The organism is Micromonospora sp. CPCC 205554, from assembly GCF_036902745.1.
GTDB classification, from domain to species: Bacteria; Actinomycetota; Actinomycetes; order Mycobacteriales; family Micromonosporaceae; genus Micromonospora; species Micromonospora tulbaghiae.
On the sequence record NZ_JBAKHP010000001.1, the window covers coordinates 1 to 15,255 of the forward strand.

17 protein-coding genes are annotated in these 15,255 nt (G+C 73.5%); 6 read left to right on the forward strand and 11 right to left on the reverse strand.

Annotation, left to right across the window (positions count from 1 at the left end; all coding sequences use genetic code 11):
• From V6U82_RS00005 to V6U82_RS00020, 4 genes are all read right to left on the reverse strand, one after another.
• Window positions 1-391, reverse strand: a 391-nt coding sequence (locus V6U82_RS00005; RefSeq protein ID WP_334458401.1) for an ATP-binding cassette domain-containing protein, incomplete at its 3' end; no start/stop codon positions are given.
• A gap of 15 nt (window positions 392-406) precedes the next feature.
• Window positions 407-1,396 (reverse strand): ABC transporter permease, encoded by a 990-nt coding sequence (locus V6U82_RS00010; protein ID WP_334458402.1) that lies wholly within the window; start codon window positions 1,394-1,396, stop codon window positions 407-409.
• 63 nt (window positions 1,397-1,459) lie between these two features.
• The gene (locus V6U82_RS00015) at window positions 1,460-3,205 is read right to left on the reverse strand and encodes an ABC transporter substrate-binding protein (RefSeq protein WP_334458404.1); all 1,746 of its coding nucleotides are present in this window, start codon (window positions 3,203-3,205) and stop codon (window positions 1,460-1,462) included.
• Window positions 3,206-3,262: 57 nt separating this feature from the next.
• Entirely contained in the window at window positions 3,263-4,270 is a 1,008-nt protein-coding gene (locus tag V6U82_RS00020) for an ABC transporter permease (protein ID WP_334458406.1), read from the reverse strand.
• 407 nt (window positions 4,271-4,677) lie between these two features.
• On the opposite strand from V6U82_RS00020, the gene V6U82_RS00025 reads away from it, so the two are divergent.
• The 4 genes from V6U82_RS00025 (at window position 4,678) to V6U82_RS00040 (ending at window position 7,108) form a co-directional block, all read left to right on the forward strand.
• Window positions 4,678-5,079, forward strand: coding sequence for an SSI family serine proteinase inhibitor (locus V6U82_RS00025; RefSeq protein ID WP_334458407.1), 402 nt, complete (start codon window positions 4,678-4,680; stop codon window positions 5,077-5,079).
• A 157-nt stretch (window positions 5,080-5,236) separates the two neighbouring features.
• The gene (locus V6U82_RS00030) at window positions 5,237-6,085 is read left to right on the forward strand and encodes a pentapeptide repeat-containing protein (RefSeq protein ID WP_442933415.1); all 849 of its coding nucleotides are present in this window, start codon (window positions 5,237-5,239) and stop codon (window positions 6,083-6,085) included.
• A gap of 399 nt (window positions 6,086-6,484) precedes the next feature.
• Entirely contained in the window at window positions 6,485-6,739 is a 255-nt protein-coding gene (locus tag V6U82_RS00035) for a preprotein translocase YidC (protein WP_334458410.1), read from the forward strand.
• 108 nt (window positions 6,740-6,847) lie between these two features.
• Window positions 6,848-7,108: a hypothetical protein gene (locus V6U82_RS00040; protein ID WP_120569802.1), complete on the forward strand. Its 261-nt coding sequence runs from the start codon at window positions 6,848-6,850 to the stop codon at window positions 7,106-7,108.
• Here V6U82_RS00040 and rnhA read toward each other — a convergent pair.
• Window positions 7,027-7,590 (reverse strand): ribonuclease HI, encoded by a 564-nt coding sequence (gene rnhA, locus V6U82_RS00045; RefSeq protein WP_128138292.1) that lies wholly within the window; start codon window positions 7,588-7,590, stop codon window positions 7,027-7,029. The two genes, V6U82_RS00040 and rnhA, sit on opposite strands and share 82 nt — an antisense overlap.
• A 70-nt stretch (window positions 7,591-7,660) precedes the next feature.
• Between rnhA and V6U82_RS00050 the strand changes: the two genes are divergently transcribed.
• Both V6U82_RS00050 and V6U82_RS00055 read left to right on the forward strand, forming a co-directional pair.
• Window positions 7,661-8,449 carry a tyrosine-protein phosphatase gene (locus V6U82_RS00050; protein WP_128138291.1) on the forward strand — a complete coding sequence of 263 codons (789 nt, stop codon included), beginning with the start codon at window positions 7,661-7,663 and terminating at the stop codon, window positions 8,447-8,449.
• A gap of 95 nt (window positions 8,450-8,544) precedes the next feature.
• The gene (locus tag V6U82_RS00055) at window positions 8,545-9,696 is read left to right on the forward strand and encodes a serine hydrolase domain-containing protein (RefSeq protein ID WP_334458413.1); all 1,152 of its coding nucleotides are present in this window, start codon (window positions 8,545-8,547) and stop codon (window positions 9,694-9,696) included.
• Here V6U82_RS00055 and V6U82_RS00060 read toward each other — a convergent pair.
• The 6 genes from V6U82_RS00060 to V6U82_RS00085 all read right to left on the reverse strand — a co-directional run bounded on the left by V6U82_RS00060 (window position 9,693) and on the right by V6U82_RS00085 (window position 15,097).
• Complete coding sequence (locus V6U82_RS00060) at window positions 9,693-10,877, reverse strand: lycopene cyclase family protein (protein WP_334458414.1); 1,185 nt, start codon at window positions 10,875-10,877, stop codon at window positions 9,693-9,695. The two genes, V6U82_RS00055 and V6U82_RS00060, sit on opposite strands and share 4 nt — an antisense overlap.
• A 48-nt stretch (window positions 10,878-10,925) precedes the next feature.
• Window positions 10,926-12,173 carry an MFS transporter gene (locus tag V6U82_RS00065; protein WP_334458415.1) on the reverse strand — a complete coding sequence of 416 codons (1,248 nt, stop codon included), beginning with the start codon at window positions 12,171-12,173 and terminating at the stop codon, window positions 10,926-10,928.
• A 43-nt stretch (window positions 12,174-12,216) separates the two neighbouring features.
• A complete protein-coding gene (locus tag V6U82_RS00070) occupies window positions 12,217-12,888 on the reverse strand; it encodes a uridylate kinase (protein ID WP_334458417.1) in 672 nt (223 codons plus the stop codon).
• On the reverse strand, window positions 12,885-14,057 hold the full coding sequence (locus V6U82_RS00075) for an RNA polymerase sigma factor (protein WP_128139067.1): 1,173 nt from the start codon (window positions 14,055-14,057) through the stop codon (window positions 12,885-12,887). The genes V6U82_RS00070 and V6U82_RS00075 overlap by 4 nt, the downstream gene beginning before the upstream one ends.
• A gap of 8 nt (window positions 14,058-14,065) precedes the next feature.
• Window positions 14,066-14,473, reverse strand: a complete 408-nt coding sequence (locus V6U82_RS00080; protein ID WP_121684648.1) for a YciI family protein — start codon at window positions 14,471-14,473, stop codon at window positions 14,066-14,068.
• A 207-nt stretch (window positions 14,474-14,680) separates the two neighbouring features.
• A complete protein-coding gene (locus V6U82_RS00085; RefSeq protein WP_334458420.1) occupies window positions 14,681-15,097 on the reverse strand; it encodes a DUF6069 family protein in 417 nt (138 codons plus the stop codon).
• Window positions 15,098-15,255: the final 158 nt, after the last annotated feature.

A 15,255-nucleotide genomic window follows, 5' to 3' on the forward strand; every position in this document is an offset into this window, starting at 1 on the left:
GATGCACCCGGTACGCCTCAGCGATCTGCCTACCCACCGAGTAGTACGGATGCAACGCCGACAACGGATCCTGAAAGACCATCGCCATGTCCCGGCCCCGCAGCCGCCGCACCTCCTCCTCACCCAACCCGACGAGCTGACGCCCACCGACCGAGATCTCCCCCGAGATGGTCGTGCGCTTCGCGTTGTGCAGGCCGAGGATCGCCAGCGACGTCACACTCTTACCCGAACCGGACTCCCCCACGATCCCGAGCGTGCGACCCCGCTCCACCGCGAACGACACCCCGTCCACGGCCTTGACCACACCGTCCTCGGTGTCGAACCGCACCCGCAGATCCTCGACCCGCAGGTACGGGCCCTCGCCGCGACGCGGCGCCGGAAGCTCCACCATGTCCGATCCCTCCCCTCAGCTCAGCCGGACCCGTGGGTCGATCACCGCGTACAGCACGTCGACGACGATGTTGGCCACCACGATGAACACCGCTGCCAGCAGCACCGTCGCCATCACCACCGGCAGGTTGAGGAACTGCACCGCCTCCACGGTCGCCTTGCCGAGACCCTGGAGGCCGAAGATTGTCTCGGTGATGAACGTGCCACCGAGGCTGGTGCCGATGTCCAGCCCGGCGATCGTGACGATCGGTGTGATCGCCGCTCGCAACGCGTGCCGGGTGTGCACCTTCCGGGCGGGCAGCCCCTTCGCCCGGGCGGTACGGACGAAGTCCTCCGACAGCGTTTCCAGCATCTGTGCCCGGGACAACCGGGCGTACAGCGCCGAATTGAGGAAGCCCAGCGTCATCCAGGGCAGCAGCAGCCCGGCCGCCCAGCGCAGCGGACTCTCGGTCAGCGGGGTGTAGCTGGGGAACGGCAGCAGCCCGGTGGAGTAGACGAGCAGGTAGAGCAGGATCAGCCCGAAGAAGTAGACCTGCATCGACGCCCCGGCCAGCGTGACGCCGATGGCGGCGCGGTCGAACGCCGTACCCCGGCGAAGTGCCGACACCATGCCCAGCGAGACGCCGAGGCTGAGCCAGAGCACCGCGCCGCCGAGGACGATGCTGAACGTCACCGGGGCGCGCTGGGCGACGATCTCGGTGACCGGCTGGTTGTTGCGGAACGAGTAGCCCAGGCAGGGCGCCGGGCAGTCCTGCCGGAAGTCGCCCTCGCCGTAGGTCCGGCCGGCAAAGACGCCGCTGACGAAGTCGGCGTACTGCCGGGGCAGCGGCTGGTCGATGCCGAGCCGGCGCTCGACCTGGGCGATGTCCTCGGCCGTGCAGTTCTTGCCGCACATCACCTTCGCCGGGCTGCTCGGCACCGCGAAGAAGAGACCGAACGTGACAAGGCTGATGACGACCAGGGTCAGGGCGGCGACGAGCAGCCGCCGTACGACGAAACGGAGCACGGGAGCACCTCCCCCGAGGTCGGCGCGGGGGCGGCCGCCGTGGCCGCCGCCCCCGCGCGGCTGTCACTTCTTCACGTAGATGCCGTTGAGCGAGATGATCCCGAACGCGTCGCTGAGGAAGGCGTTGCCGACCTTCGAGCCGTGCAGCTCGTAGGTGGCGTCGTAGTAGCAGGGCACGACCGGGGCGAACTTGTCCATGATCATGCGGTCGAGCGCCATCCAGCCGGCGTCCTGCTCCGCGGCCGGCAGGTCGCGGACCCGGTCGATCTCCGCGCTGACGGACGGTTCGTCGAGGTACGACAGGTTCTGGTTGCCCTCGGCCACGATCTCCCGTCCGTCGTAGACCGGCGGGATGACTGTCGAGCCGGTAGGCCAGTCCGAGCCCCAACCGGTGAGGTACAGGTCGTACGGGTTGTCCTTGCGGCCGACCTCGTCGTAGTAGCTGCTGTTGTCGATCGGCTTCATCACGATGTCGAAGCCCATGTCGGTGAGGTTCTTGCGCAGCGCCTCGGCCTGCTGGGTGCGCAGTTCCAGGTTGGAGTGGGCGAGCACCAGCTTCGGTCGCTTGCCGGCGAGCAGCTCGGCGGTCTTGGCCTTGTCGCCGGTGACCGGGGCGTTGAACAGGTCGTACGGGACGAACCCGGCGGTGGTGGGCGACATGAGCGTGGTCGCCGGTGAGCCGGCGGCCTGCCCGCCGAGCACCTTGAGCAGGGCGTCCTTGTCGACGGCGTAGTTCAGCGCCCGCCGTACGCCCAGGTCGGTGACCCGCTGGGTGTTGATGCTCAGCACCCAGTTGTACTGCGTCGGGCCGCGCACCACGCGGTCGGAGACGCCGGCGCCGGTGGTACGGGGCAGCACCGACGGCGGCACGTCCGACCAGCTCAGCGCCGCCTGGTCGGCCGGTCCGTCGGCGACCAGGCGCTCGGCGATCTGCGCCTGTTCCAGGCCGAACGTCATCCGGATCGCGTCCGGGTACGCGTTGCGGATCGGGTCGGTCGCCGGATCCCAGTTCGGGTTTCGTTCCAGCTCCAGCGACACGTCGCGCTGGTAGGACTTCACCCGGTACGGCCCGGACGAGAACGGGCGCAGGTCGTAGTTGGCGCGGGTGTCCTTGGCCGCGGGCACCGGCGCGCTGGTGGGCAGCGCCGCCGCGTACGGCAGGTCGCAGTGCGGCTGCGGGAAGGTGAACCGGATGGTCCGGTCGTCGGGGGTGGCGACGCCGTCGGGCACCGGCTTGCCACCGTCGTACGGTCCCTTGTAGGTGGCGTTGTACGCGCCGCCCGGGTAGAGCCACTGCTGGATGTAGTGCGGGCCCTCGTTGAGGTTCGCCGCGAACGACCGGGCGATGCCGTGGGCGACGTCCTTGCTGGACACGGGCGTGCCGTCCTCGTACTTCACGCCGTCGCGCAGGGTGAACTCCCACACCTTGCAGTCGCCGTCGACGTCCTTGCCGGGGTTGGTGGCCAGGTCGCCGACGAGCAGCAGCTTGCCGCTTCCGTCCTCCTTGTAGCCGTTGAGTGCGCGGTAGAGCAGCCCGCCGGCGACCTGCTGCACGTTGACGTAGTTGCGGGCCGGGTCGAGGTGCTCGAAGTCGGCCGGCTGCATGACGGTGAGGGTGCCGCCGCGGGTCGCCCCGTCGACGTCCTTCGCCGGGCCCTGGTTGTCGGCGGCCTCGTACGAGATCGAGCCGCTCTGGGTCTTGGTCTTCTGGTCGTCGCCGCCGCCACCGTCGGTGGTGGGGCTGCAGCCGGCGGCGGCCAGCGCCGCCGCGGCGAGGACACCTGTCAGTGTCCGGGTTCGTGCGCGCACGGTGTGCTCCTTCCTGCCCGGCGGCCCCCGCCGGCCGGGCACTGATGGCCGTGGGGACTACCGGGTGGAGCGGGGATCCAGCGAGTCGCGCAGCGCGTCGCCGAGCAGGTTGAACGCCAGGACCAGCAGGAAGACCGTCAACCCGGGGAACAGGGTGTACCAGGGGTCGCTCGCGACGTAGCCGATGCTGTTGAAGATCATGCGGCCCAGGTCGGGCGTGGGTTCGGTGACGCCGATGTTGACGAACGCCAGCGCCGCCTCGATGGCGATGAACTGCGGCACCATCAGCGAGACGGTGACCAGGATCGGGGCCCAGATGTTCGGCAGCAGTTGCCGCAGCAGGATGTGCGCGGTGCCGGCGCCGGCGGCCCGGGCCGCGTCGACGAACTCCCGTTCCCGCAGCGAGATCACCTGCCCGCGGACCAGCCGCGCGGTATACGTCCAGCTGAACAGGCCGAAGGTGGCGACGATCAGGGCCACCCGGAAGGCCGGCGACGGCGCCTCCCGGTCGGAGTAGAAGCGGTCCTGGAGGATCGGGATGACCGCGAGCGCGAAGATGAGGAACGGGAACGCCAGCGTCAGGTCGATCAGCCAGTTGACGACGCTGTCCAGCCAGCCTCTGGCCCACCCGGCCAGCACACCGACCGCGACGCCGATCCCGCAGGCCAGCAGCGCCGAGGTGAACGCGATGAACAGGGACGTCCGCAGGCCGTAGACCAGTTGCATCAGGATGTCCCGGCCGCTGCCGGGTTCGAGCCCCAGCCAATGGTCGGTGCTGATTCCGCCGGCATAACCGATCGGCATTCCGAAATCGTTGAGGCGGTCCACGAACTTGTCGGTCGGGTCGATTCCGGTGAGCCGTCCCAGCAGCGGCGCGCCGAGCGCGACCAGTGCGGCGGCGGCGAGCGTGACGGCGCTGGCCTTGGCCGTACGGTCGCGTTTGAGCCGCAGCCAGGCGATCTGGCCGGGTGACCGGCCGACGAATTCGCCGGGCCGGCCCGCGGGGCCGGGAACGGCCTCGACGTCGGGGCCGGGAGCGGCCGGTGGGTGCGACAGTTCGCTCATGAGCAGTCCTCCCGATGGGGACGAAAACGCCCTGCCACCCGACCGTAATGCGCTTCCGGGTGCCGGAAAGAATCGTTCCGGTAACGGCCGTTCCGGTTGTCGTGCATTGACAACGATCCGGCGTACGGAATGCATCGGCGCAATAACGGCGCGATTCGGTTGTCAGCCTTTCAGGTAGCCGTCTCGCAAATTCGGAATACGTTGCCGTGAGGCATTGAAGCGGTTGTCAGCCGTTCGGGCATTCCCGCACGCCGATGTCACACCAGGCGGACGGCGCGGTCGGCCGGTGTAACACTTCGTGACTCTTCGCGTTCACACCGTCCACCTAGGGTTCTCGGCGGTCCGGTTCGCACGACGTGCCGGGCCGCCCACCGGCCCTCACCCGGGCCCCGACGGAAGGACCACCCATGCCCTTCGCCCGACGTACCGCCGCTCTGGCCCTGGCCGCCGCGCTCGGCGGCCTCGCCGTGCCGGCCACCCCCGCTGACGCCGCCCCGCGTCCCGGCCCGCAGACCCCGTCGGTGCTGCTGCTCACCGTCGACGACGGCGCCGGCGTGCGCGCCACGGTGCTGACCTGCGGGCCCACCGGCGGCCTGCACCCCGACCCGATCACCGCCTGCCGGCTCGTCGCCCGCGTCGACGGCGACCTGGACGCGCTCGACGTGGACGGCGCGCCGTGCACCTCCCAGTACGCCCCGGTCGTCGCGCGTGCCGTGGGCTTCTGGCAGGACCGCCCGGTCTCCTACACCCGCACGTTCGGCAACCCCTGCCTGATGCAGCGCACCACAGCCACCCTCTTCACCTTCTGACCCCCCTCATTTTCTGGTTGATCATGAGGTTGGCGGCGGTTCCGGTCCGATTTGTCGCTGCCAACCTCATGATCGACGGGGTGGGGTGGAGGGGGCGTGGGGTGGGTGCGGACAATGGGGGATGTTCGGAAGGGGGACTGCGGGGGTGGACGGGCCGGTGTCGGTGGGTGGCGGGCGGGAGTTGCGGGCGGACTGTTCGCGCTGCGCCGGGGTCTGCTGCGTCGCGCCGGCGTTCACCGCGTCGTCCGACTTCGCCGTCGACAAGCCCGCCGGGCGGCCCTGCCCGAACCTGCGCGCCGACTTCCGCTGCGGCATCCACACCGAGCTGCGGGAACGCGGCTTCCCCGGATGCACCGTGTTCGACTGCTTCGGCGCCGGTCAGCACCTCACCCAGCACACGTTCGCCGGCCGCGACTGGCGGGCCGACCCGGCCACCGCGCAGCGGATGTTCGACAGCTTCGCGGTGCTGCGGCCGCTGCACGAGTTGCTGTGGTACCTGACCGAGGCGGTACGCCTGACCCCGGCCGGACCGCTGCGCGACGAGCTGACCGCCGCGCTCGACGAGACCGGCGGGCTCACCGACGGCACGCCTGACGACCTGCTCGCCCTCGACGTCGACGCGCACCGGGACCGCGCCAACCGCCTGTTGTCCCGCGCCGCCGAGCAGGCCCGCGCCGGGCGCACCGGCCCGGACCGCCGGGGCGCGGCGCTGATCGGGGTGGACCTGCGCCGTACGCCGCTGACCGGGGCGAACCTGCGCGGCGCCTGCCTGATCGGCGCCGACCTGCGGGGCGTACGCCTCGGCGCCGCCGACCTGACCGGCGCGGACCTGCGCGGAGCCGACCTGCGCGGCGCGGACCTGGGCGAGTGCCTGTTCACGCACCAGTCGCAGCTCGACGCCGCACGCGGCGACCACCGAACGGTGCTGCCGCCGCGGCTACGCCGTCCCGCCCACTGGTCCCTGACGCTGACCCCGGCGCGCCCCAGCCCACGCCGCCGCCGCTGACCCCGGCGACGCTCCCCTGCCCGCCCGCGCCCGCCCGCGCCCGCCACCGCTGCACTCCGCCGCCTCCAGCCATCGTCCCGCCCCTCGGCACCCGCCCCGCACCAACCCGTCAACCCCGGCACCGGCACCGCCCCAGCGTTGATCAAGGAGTTTGTGTCCCCGTCAGCCCTTCCCCAAGCCGCAAACTCCTTGATCACCGTGGCTGATGGCCCACCGGAGGGACCTCGGCGGTGATCAAGGAGTTTGGGTCAGGTTCGAGGGCGGAACGGGACACGAACTCCTTGATCAACCGCGGGACGGGCGGGCGAGAGGGTGGGCGGGGGTGGGAGGGGCGTGGGTTTGGTGGGGGTGGGGTGGGGTAGGCGGCGCGGACGACTGTCGACCGACGGGGGGCCACCGGTGGGGTATCGGGCACGCGACGGTGAGGAGCCGGTCGACCCGGCGCACGCCGAGGACGAGGCCGGGCAGGTTCCGCTGGTGCAGACGGCGGCGGACACCGACGTGCCGGCGCCCTCTCCCGGCGCGCCGAAGCCGGACGAGGTGACCGAGGACGACGGATCCGGCATGGCGGGCGGGGCGTCGGGCAGCAGCTCGGGCGGTTCCTCGATGCCGACCCACCCGGACGCGGCCCGCGGACCGGACGCCGCCCGCTGACACGGGCGCGAGCCACGAACGGACACAGGCCACCGAACCGACGCAGGACACCGACCGGGCACACGCCGCCGAACGTTTGCCGTCACCCGCTGCGGGCAGGAGTGCGACATGACCAGTGAACAGTCCTTCGGCCGCGCGGCCGGTGACGAACCCGACGGCGCGACCGCGTACGAGGCGTCTCTGCGCCCGCCGGGCGAATCCCTGCACACCACCGACGACACCGGTGACGACTTCGCCGACCTGCCCGCCGAGGACCGGCGGTCGGCACGGGAGGTCAGCCGCGCCGGTTACGACGTGGAGGCCGTCTCCGGCACCGGCGACCCGTCCGAGGAGCCGGAGGAGATCGAGGAGGGCCGGCCGCTGCGCTGAGCCGAACGCGGGGCGGCGGCAGCGCCGCTCCGTGCCTCGGTCATGCCCCGGTTCGCCAGCGCGTCGGCGCGCTCGTTCTCCGGGTGCCCGTTGTGACCCTTCACCCACAGCCACGTCACGTCGTGCCGGGCGCAGGCCGCCTCCAGCGCCTGCCACAGGTCGGCGTTCTTCACCGGCTGCTTCGCGGCGGTCAGCCAGCCGTTGCGCTTCCACGCGTTCAGCCAGCCGGTGATGCCGTTGCGCACGTACGTGCTGTCGGTGTGCAGCCGTACCGTGACCGGGCGGGTCAGGCTCTCCAACGCCCGGATCGCGGCGGTCAGCTCCATCCGGTTGTTCGTGGTCGGGGTGGCCTCGCCGCCGCACAGCTCCCGCTCGTGCCCGCCCCAGCGCAGCACCGCGCCCCAGCCGCCGGGCCCGGGATTGCCGCTGCACGCGCCGTCGGTCCAGATCTCCACGACCCGGCCGGTCTCCGCCTCCACCATGCCCGGCAACCTACCGGGTACGCGGGCGCGCGGGACCACCCGACCCGCCGCGCCCGGCTAGCGTGCGGGCATGACCACTCCCCCGGACTTCGCCACGCTCTGCAACTTCCGTGACCTCGGCGGCTGGCGGACCGGCGACGGCCGCACCGTCGCCCGGGGCCGGCTCTACCGCTCCGACTCGCTGGCCAAGCTCGCCGGTGCGGAACTGGAACGGTTCGCGGCGCTCGGCGTCCGCACCGTGATCGACCTGCGGTACCCGTGGGAGATCGCCGACCGCGGCCGTGCCCCGGAGAGCCTCGGTGTGACCTGGCACAACCTGAGCATCGAGCACCGTCCGTACGTGCAGGCCGACATCGACCCGGACGTGGACCCGTGGCGCTACCTGGCCGACCGGTACGCCGAGGTGGCCGAGGACGGCGTGGCCGAGCTGCGCCGGGCGCTCGAGGTGATCGCGGACGGCGAGCACCCGCTGGTGTTCCACTGCGCCTCCGGCAAGGACCGCACCGGGCTGCTCGCCGCGCTGGTGCTGTCCCTGCTCGGCGTGGACGACGACCAGATCGCGGCGGACTTCGCGCTCACCGAGCACGCCACCGACCGGCTGGTGGCCGAGTGGCGTGAGCGAAACGGCGGCGCGACGCCCGGTTGGCCGGCGTACGGGCGGGCGCCGGCCGAGATCATCCGGCTGGTGCTGGCCGACCTGAGGGCCGCACACGGTTCCGTGCACGGCTACGTGACCGGCCGGCTCGGCGTCGACGCGCGGACGATCGACGCGCTGCGCGCCCGGCTGCTCACCGGCGGCACCAACCCGCTGCCCACCCAGGGGACCACCGGCAGTGCGCCGACGCCGGCCACCCGCTGAGCGCCGTGCCGGCCGAGCGGCGGCGACCGCGCACCGGCGGCGTGCCCGGTTGCCCGAAAAGCAGACGACGCCGACGCGACGGTCTGGCACGCTGCATGATCGTGGACACGCGGTGGGACGGCCTGCGGACCGAGGTACGCGCGACGATCGACGAGCTGGTCTCCTCCGGTCGGGAGGCCGGCGTGCAGGTGGCCGCGTACCTGGACGGGGTCGCGATCCTCACCGAGCAGGCCGGCCTGGCCGACACCGCCACGGGCCGGCCGATGACCGCCGACACACCCGTGCACGCGGTCTCCACCGGCAAGGGACTCACCGCCACAGTGGTGCACGTGCTGGCCGAGCGGGGCCGGCTCGACTACGACCTGCCGCTCGCAGCGGTGTGGCCGGGGTTCGCCCGGCACGGCAAGGACGGCATCACGCTGCGGCACGTGCTCACCCACACCGCCGGCCTGCCCGCGCTGCCCGCCGACGTCACGCCGGAGGACTTCACCGACTGGGCGCGCATGTGCGAGCTGCTCGCCGACGCGCGGCCGCTGTGGGCACCGGGCGAGCGGCTCGCGTACCACGCCTGGACGTGGGGCTGGCTGGTCGGCGAGGTCATCCGGCGGGTCACCGGCGCGCCGGTGTCGCGGGTGCTCGCCGAGGAGGTGTCCGGGCCGCTCGGCGTGGACCGGGAGCTGTTCCTCGGCGTACCGGAGACGGACCTGCCCCGGCTGGCCCGGCTGGAGGACGCCGGCCTGTCCGCGCTGATGACCTGGGCGGGAGCCAACCTGCCGCACTTCGACGCGGTCGCCCCGCCCGCGGTACGCCCGGACACCGTCATCGGTTCCCGCCCCGACGTGCTGCGCGCCGACGTGCCGTCGGTCGGCACGATGAGCGCCCGCGCGGTGGCGCGGATGTACGCGGCGCTGCTCGGCCCGGTCGACGGGGTGCGGCTGATCTCCGCCGGGCGGATGCGGGAGGTGTCCGCCCCGGCGGTACGCGCGCAGGAGTGGGTGTTCGGGCAGGAGAGCACGTTCGGCCTCGGGTACGCGGTCGGTGACGACGGGTCGTTCGGCACCGCCGGCAGCGGTGGCAGCCTCGCGTTCGCGTACCCCGGACTGGGGTTGACGGTGGCGGCGGTGCGCAACCGGCTCGGCGCGGGCGACGGCGACCCGATGGAGCAACTACGGACGCTGGTGCACGACCGCGTCACCGAGGCGACCGGCCGCCGACAGCCGCCGGGGACCGGCGACGGCGAAAGCTAGCGGCGCAGGCGGGCGCGCAGCCGGCCGGCCGCGTCGCCGAGCACCGCACCGGTCATCGGCAGCAGCGGGCTGGACCGCATCACCGCCAGGTCCTCCGCCGGGCTGGTCACGCCGTCGAGGAACCGCAGCACCCGCTCCGGCGGGTTGCGGTCGAACAGCCGCTCGAAGAACTCCACCCCGCCGACGTGCCCCCGGTCCAGCGCGCGCAACGCCACCGCGTCCATCCACAGATGCCGGCCCGGGTACGCGGGCGCGGGCACCGGCGGGCGACCGGCGGCGAGCGCCCGGGCCACCTGGCCGGCCTGGCGCAGCATCGCGGAGAACGTGAAGCCGGTGGACGGGCGGGTCGCCCCACCCGCGGTGCCCAGCCGCACCACGCGCGGGCTCGGACGGGACTCGAACGGGCCGTCGGTCATCGGGATCACGCCGTCCTCGACCTCCCGCACCCGCAGCGCGGTCAGGTCCAGCCCGAGCAGGTCGGCGTAGCCGCGCAGCGCCGCGTCGTACCCGGCGTCGTCGAGCAGCTCCGGCCCGAATTCGGTGTACTCGACCAGCGCGAACCGGTCGTCGACCGGCAGCACGTAGCCGAAGGAGACGCCGCGCCGCGGCTGCGGCGTGCGGAAGTCCATCAGGACCGCCCGCTGCGGGTCGAACGTCGGCCGGTCGGCGGCCAGCCACCACCCGCGGAAGTGCTGCAACCAGCTGGTCCGCCCCGGCCGGGACGGCCGCCGGGGCCGCGAGTCGAGCACCCAGCCGGCCCGGACCAGGTCCCGGCCGTCCGGGTCGCGGACTGTCACCCGCTCACCGTCGTCGTGCAGCTCCCCCGCGGGGGCGCCCACCCGGACCGCGTCCAGCCGCCGCTCGGCCTCGGCAGCCCGGTCGTAGACCGGGGCGGAGCGGAGCATGGCGTACCGCAGCGGGTCGAGCGGCAGGACGCGGCGGCCGGCGGGCGTGACCACGTCGACCTGCGACCAGCTCGCGCTCAGCAGCGGGTCCAGGTCGTCGCCGGGCAGGCCCCAGAACGCCCAGGTGCGGTCCTGGCCGCGCTTGTGCACCGGGTCGACCACCGCGACCCGCAGCCCGGTCACGTCGTGCCGGTCCAGCGCGGCCAGGACCAGGGACGCGGCGCCGCCGCCGCCGACCAGCGCGAGGTCGACGTCGACCGGGAAGGATGCGTGCATCCGGCCACGCTGCCACACCGGTGGAAACCGGCACCGGCCGACCCGCGCTCAGGCCACCGGGGCGGGCTTCTGCGGCGCCGGCTCGGCGTAGGCGGCGGCCACCGTCGCCCGGTCGAAGACCCGCCACGTCGCGGCGATCACCGCGACCGCCACCACGAAACCCACCCAGTACGGCGCGGTGATGCCGAACCGGGCCGCCACCACGCCGCCGAGCAGCGCGCCGACGCAGTTGCCGCCCGCCGCGACGAACAACGTGGTGCTGCCGACCCGGCCCATCAACGCGGGCGGGGTGAGCCGCTGCCGCAGCGAGTTCGCCACGATGTTCCACAGCGCGCTGTGCGCGCCGAACGCGAACAGCGCGAACCCGACCACGGCGGCGCTGCGGGAGGCGGCGAGCGCCAGGTGCAGTCCCGCCTCGACCAGCAGCCCGGTCCGCACCGTCCAGGTGGGCGTGATCGCGGCGATCAGCCGGTCCCCCACCAGCGAGCCGAGCACGCCGCCCACGGCCATGCAGGTGAACAACGCGCCGTAGCCGACCGAGCCCAGACCCAGCCGCTCGGTGGCGAGCAGCACCAGCACCGCCACGGCTGCGGTGAGCGTGACGTTCAGCAGGCCGATCAGCACGGTCATGGTGCGCAGCAGACGCTGCGCCCACAGCCAGCGGAACCCCTCCGCGACCTCCGCCCGCACCGAACGCCGCTCCTGCGGCGCCGTCCCGCCCCGGTACGTCCCGGCGAGCAGCCCGACCAGCACGGCGCTCAGCGCGTACGTGCCGGCGTTGAGCGCGAACGGCAGCGACGCCGCGAGCACGAACAGGAACCCGCCGAGCGGGCCGGCGATCATGTTCTGCATCACCTGCGTGCCGCCGCCGAGCCACCCGTTGGCGCGTTCCAGCATCGAACGCGGCACCACAGCCGGCAGCACCGCCTGCGCGGCGGTACGGAACACCACCTCGCCGGTGTTCACCACGAACAGCACCGCGTAGAGCAGCGCGATCCCGGCCCGGTCGGCCAGCATCGCCACCGCCAGCGCGGCGAGCGCGGCGACGCGTACCCAGTCGATGAGCACCATCAGCCGCCGCCGGTCCACCCGGTCCGCCAGCACGCCACCGGGTAGCGCGAACAGCAGCCACGGCAGCCACGACACCGCCGCCCCGGCCGACACCACCAGCGGATCGTCGGTGATCGACGCCACGTACAGCGGCGCGGCCACCGTCGCCGTCCCGCTGCCCAGCGCCGACAGCGTGCTCGCCGTCCACAGTCGGGCGAAGCGCCCGCCGAGCCGTTCCCCCGTCACGGCGAGGCAACCTACCAGCGGCGACGGAGCCTGCCGACCGGTTTTACGCCCGCCAGGCGAGCACCACCGGCGCGAGCGGGTCGGCCACGTCGAGCACCACGTCCGCGTGCCGCGCCGGGCTCGCCTCGGCCCGGTACCGCTGCTGCCCCGGCAGGTAGCGCGCCCGGTAGCGGCGGCGCACCTCCTCGGCCGAGCCGAACACGCCGACGTCACGGATCACCGCCCGGCGCAGCGTCTCCTCCGGCTCCACGTGCAGGTACACGGTCACGTCCCAGTACGCCCGCAACTCCGGCCGGAGCAGGAACACCCCGTCGGCCAGCAGCACCGCGTCCGCGGGCGCGGTCACCGGCTCCGCCGTGACCGGCTTCTCGGCGCTCAGGTCGTACGCCACCGGCAGGTACCGCCGGTCACCGCCCGGGCCGAGCGGGCGCAACAGCCGCGCCACGAGCGTCTCGTTGTCGAAGGCGTCCCGGTAGTAGCCCTCGGGCGACAGCGCACCTCGCGCCCGGCGGACCGCGGCGGGCCGGTGGAATCCGTCGACGCTCACGCGGAGCACGGGCCGCCGCTCGCCCAGCGCTCCGGCCAGGTCGTCGGCCAGCCGGGTCTTGCCCGCCGCGTCCGGGCCGTCGACGGCGACCCGCAGCGGGTGCGGCGGACGGCGGACGGCGAGGTCGCCGGCGAGCCGGGCCAGCACCTGCGCCCGCGTCCCGTTCATCCGTCGGCCCGCGCCGGACGGCGGGTGTTGAGGCGGCGGGTGTTGAGGCGGGCCGCCTGCCGGTTCAGGTGGTCGCGCTCGGCCAGGCTGGACGCGCGGCGGGCCGCCTCCGCGTACAGGCGCGCCGCCGTGTCCGGGTCGCCGTCGCGTTCGTGCAGGTACGCCGCCACCGCCGCGTACCGGGGCAACGTGTCGTCGAGCGCCGCGAGCGCCGCCAGCCCGGCGCGCGGGCCGTCCGCCTCGCCGACCGCGACCACCCGGTTGAGGCGCGCGATCGGGCTGCCGGTCAGGCGGACGAGCTCGTCGTACCACTCGACGATCTGCACCCAGTCGGTCTCGGCCGCCGTACGCGCGTCCGCGTGCAGCGCCGCGACGGCGGCCTGGGCCTGGAACTCGCCCAGCCGGTCGCGGGACAGAGCCGTCTGCAGGATGCCCACACCCTCGGCGATCAGCGTGGTGTCCCACCGGCTGCGGTCCTGCTCGGCGAGCGGCACCAGGCTGCCGTCGGGCGCGGTCCGCCCGGCCCGGCGGGCGTGGTGCAGCAGCATGAGCGCGAGCAGCCCGGCCACCTCGGGGTGGTCGATCGCGGCGGCGAGCTGCCGGGTGAGCCGGATCGCCTCGGCCGCCAGGTCCACGTCGCCGGAGTAGCCCTCGTTGAACACCAGGTACAGCACCCGCAGCACCGTGGCCACGTCGCCGGGCTGGTCGAAACGCACCCCGGACACGGTGCGCTTGGCCCGGCTGATCCGCTGCGCCATGGTGGCCTCCGGCACCAGGTACGCCTGCGCGATCTGCCGGGTGGTGAGCCCGCCGACGGCGCGCAACGTCAACGCGACGGCCGACGACGGGCTCAGCGACGGATGCGCGCAGAGGAAGTAGAGCCGCAGCGTGTCGTCCACGGCGGACACCGGGCCGGGCGGCGGCTCCTCGTCCACGACGTCCTCGCGCCGGCGCCGGGCGGCGTCGGCGCGAGCCACGTCGAGGAACCGCCGCCACGCCACGGTGACCAGCCAGCCCAGCGGATCGCGGGGCGTGTCGGCCGGCCAGACACGCAGCGCCTCCACGAGCGCGTCCTGCACCGCGTCCTCGGCCGCCGCGAAGTCGACTCCGCGGCGGACGAGGACACCGAGCACGCCCGGGATGAGGCTGCGGAGCGCGACCTCGTCCATCGGACGGGTCACTCGGTGATGGTGGGCGGCGCGGTCAGGAACGGGCGCAGCTCCAGCCACTCGTGGATCGGCTTGCCGCCCTGCCCGGGCGCGGCCGACAGCTCGGCTGCGAGTTCGAGTGCGCGGTCGTAGCTGTCCACGTCGATCACCATCCAGCCGGCGATCAGGTCCTTCGTCTCGGCGAACGGGCCGTCGGTGACCGGCGGGCGTCCCTCGCCGTCGTAGCGGACGAACGTGCCCTCCGGGGCGAGCGCCTGACCGTCGACGTATTCGCCGCTCTCCTGCAGCCGGGCCGCGAACTCCTGCATGTAGCGCACGTGCGCGGAGATCTCCTCGGGCGTCCACTTGTCGATCATCGGCATGTCGGACACCGGGGTCGGGCCGCCGCGGTAGTGCTTCAGGAGCAGGTACTTCATCTGTGTCTCCTCGTGGAGGGTGCGACCCATTCTGGCCGCGTTCACTCCGGGGACGAAGCCGCCCTGGCGTTCTCGACATCGGTGGCGGAGAAATTTCCCGGGCGCGGAGATCACGTCCCGTAGAGCGTCCTAGGAGGCTAGTGCTGCGGGCCGGGCCGCCCACCCCCGTCGCGGCGGCCCGGCCCCGTCAGCGGCAGTCCGGTCTCGTCACCGGGCGGCGGTCCGGCGCAGGCCGGTGATCAGCACCGCGCCCGCGACCAGGTGCAACGCCACGAGCGTCACCGTCGCCCCCTGCCCCGCTCCCCCGCCCAGCGGCCCGAGCAGTGACACCAGCAGCACCAGCACCGCGACCACCGTCCAGGCGGTCCGGGCCCGGCCGGTGAGGCGCTCCAGCAGGGCCAGCAGCGCCCAGCCGGCCAGCCCGGCGAGCAGCGTGCTCACCACCACGGCCACCGGCGTCACCCGCTGCTCGGCGGAACCGGTACGCGCGGTCAGCTCCACCCCGGCCACCGGCACCGCGACCAGCCAGCCCAGCAACGTGGCGACGGCGGCCGCGAACACCGTCAGCAGGCGGTCCCGGCGGCGGTTCGGGCGGGCGGCGACTGTCGGCATCGTGTTCTCCATCGGTGACTCCTCCACATCGGGACGACTGCCGGGAACGCTAGGTCCGGCGGGCCGCCGCGCGGATCGGGCCGCGGAGCGGTTCCCGCCTCCGTCGCCGGACCGACCAGCGGCCCGGATCTCCGTCTGGCGACCGATGAGAAGCGGCGGCCCGGCGGCCT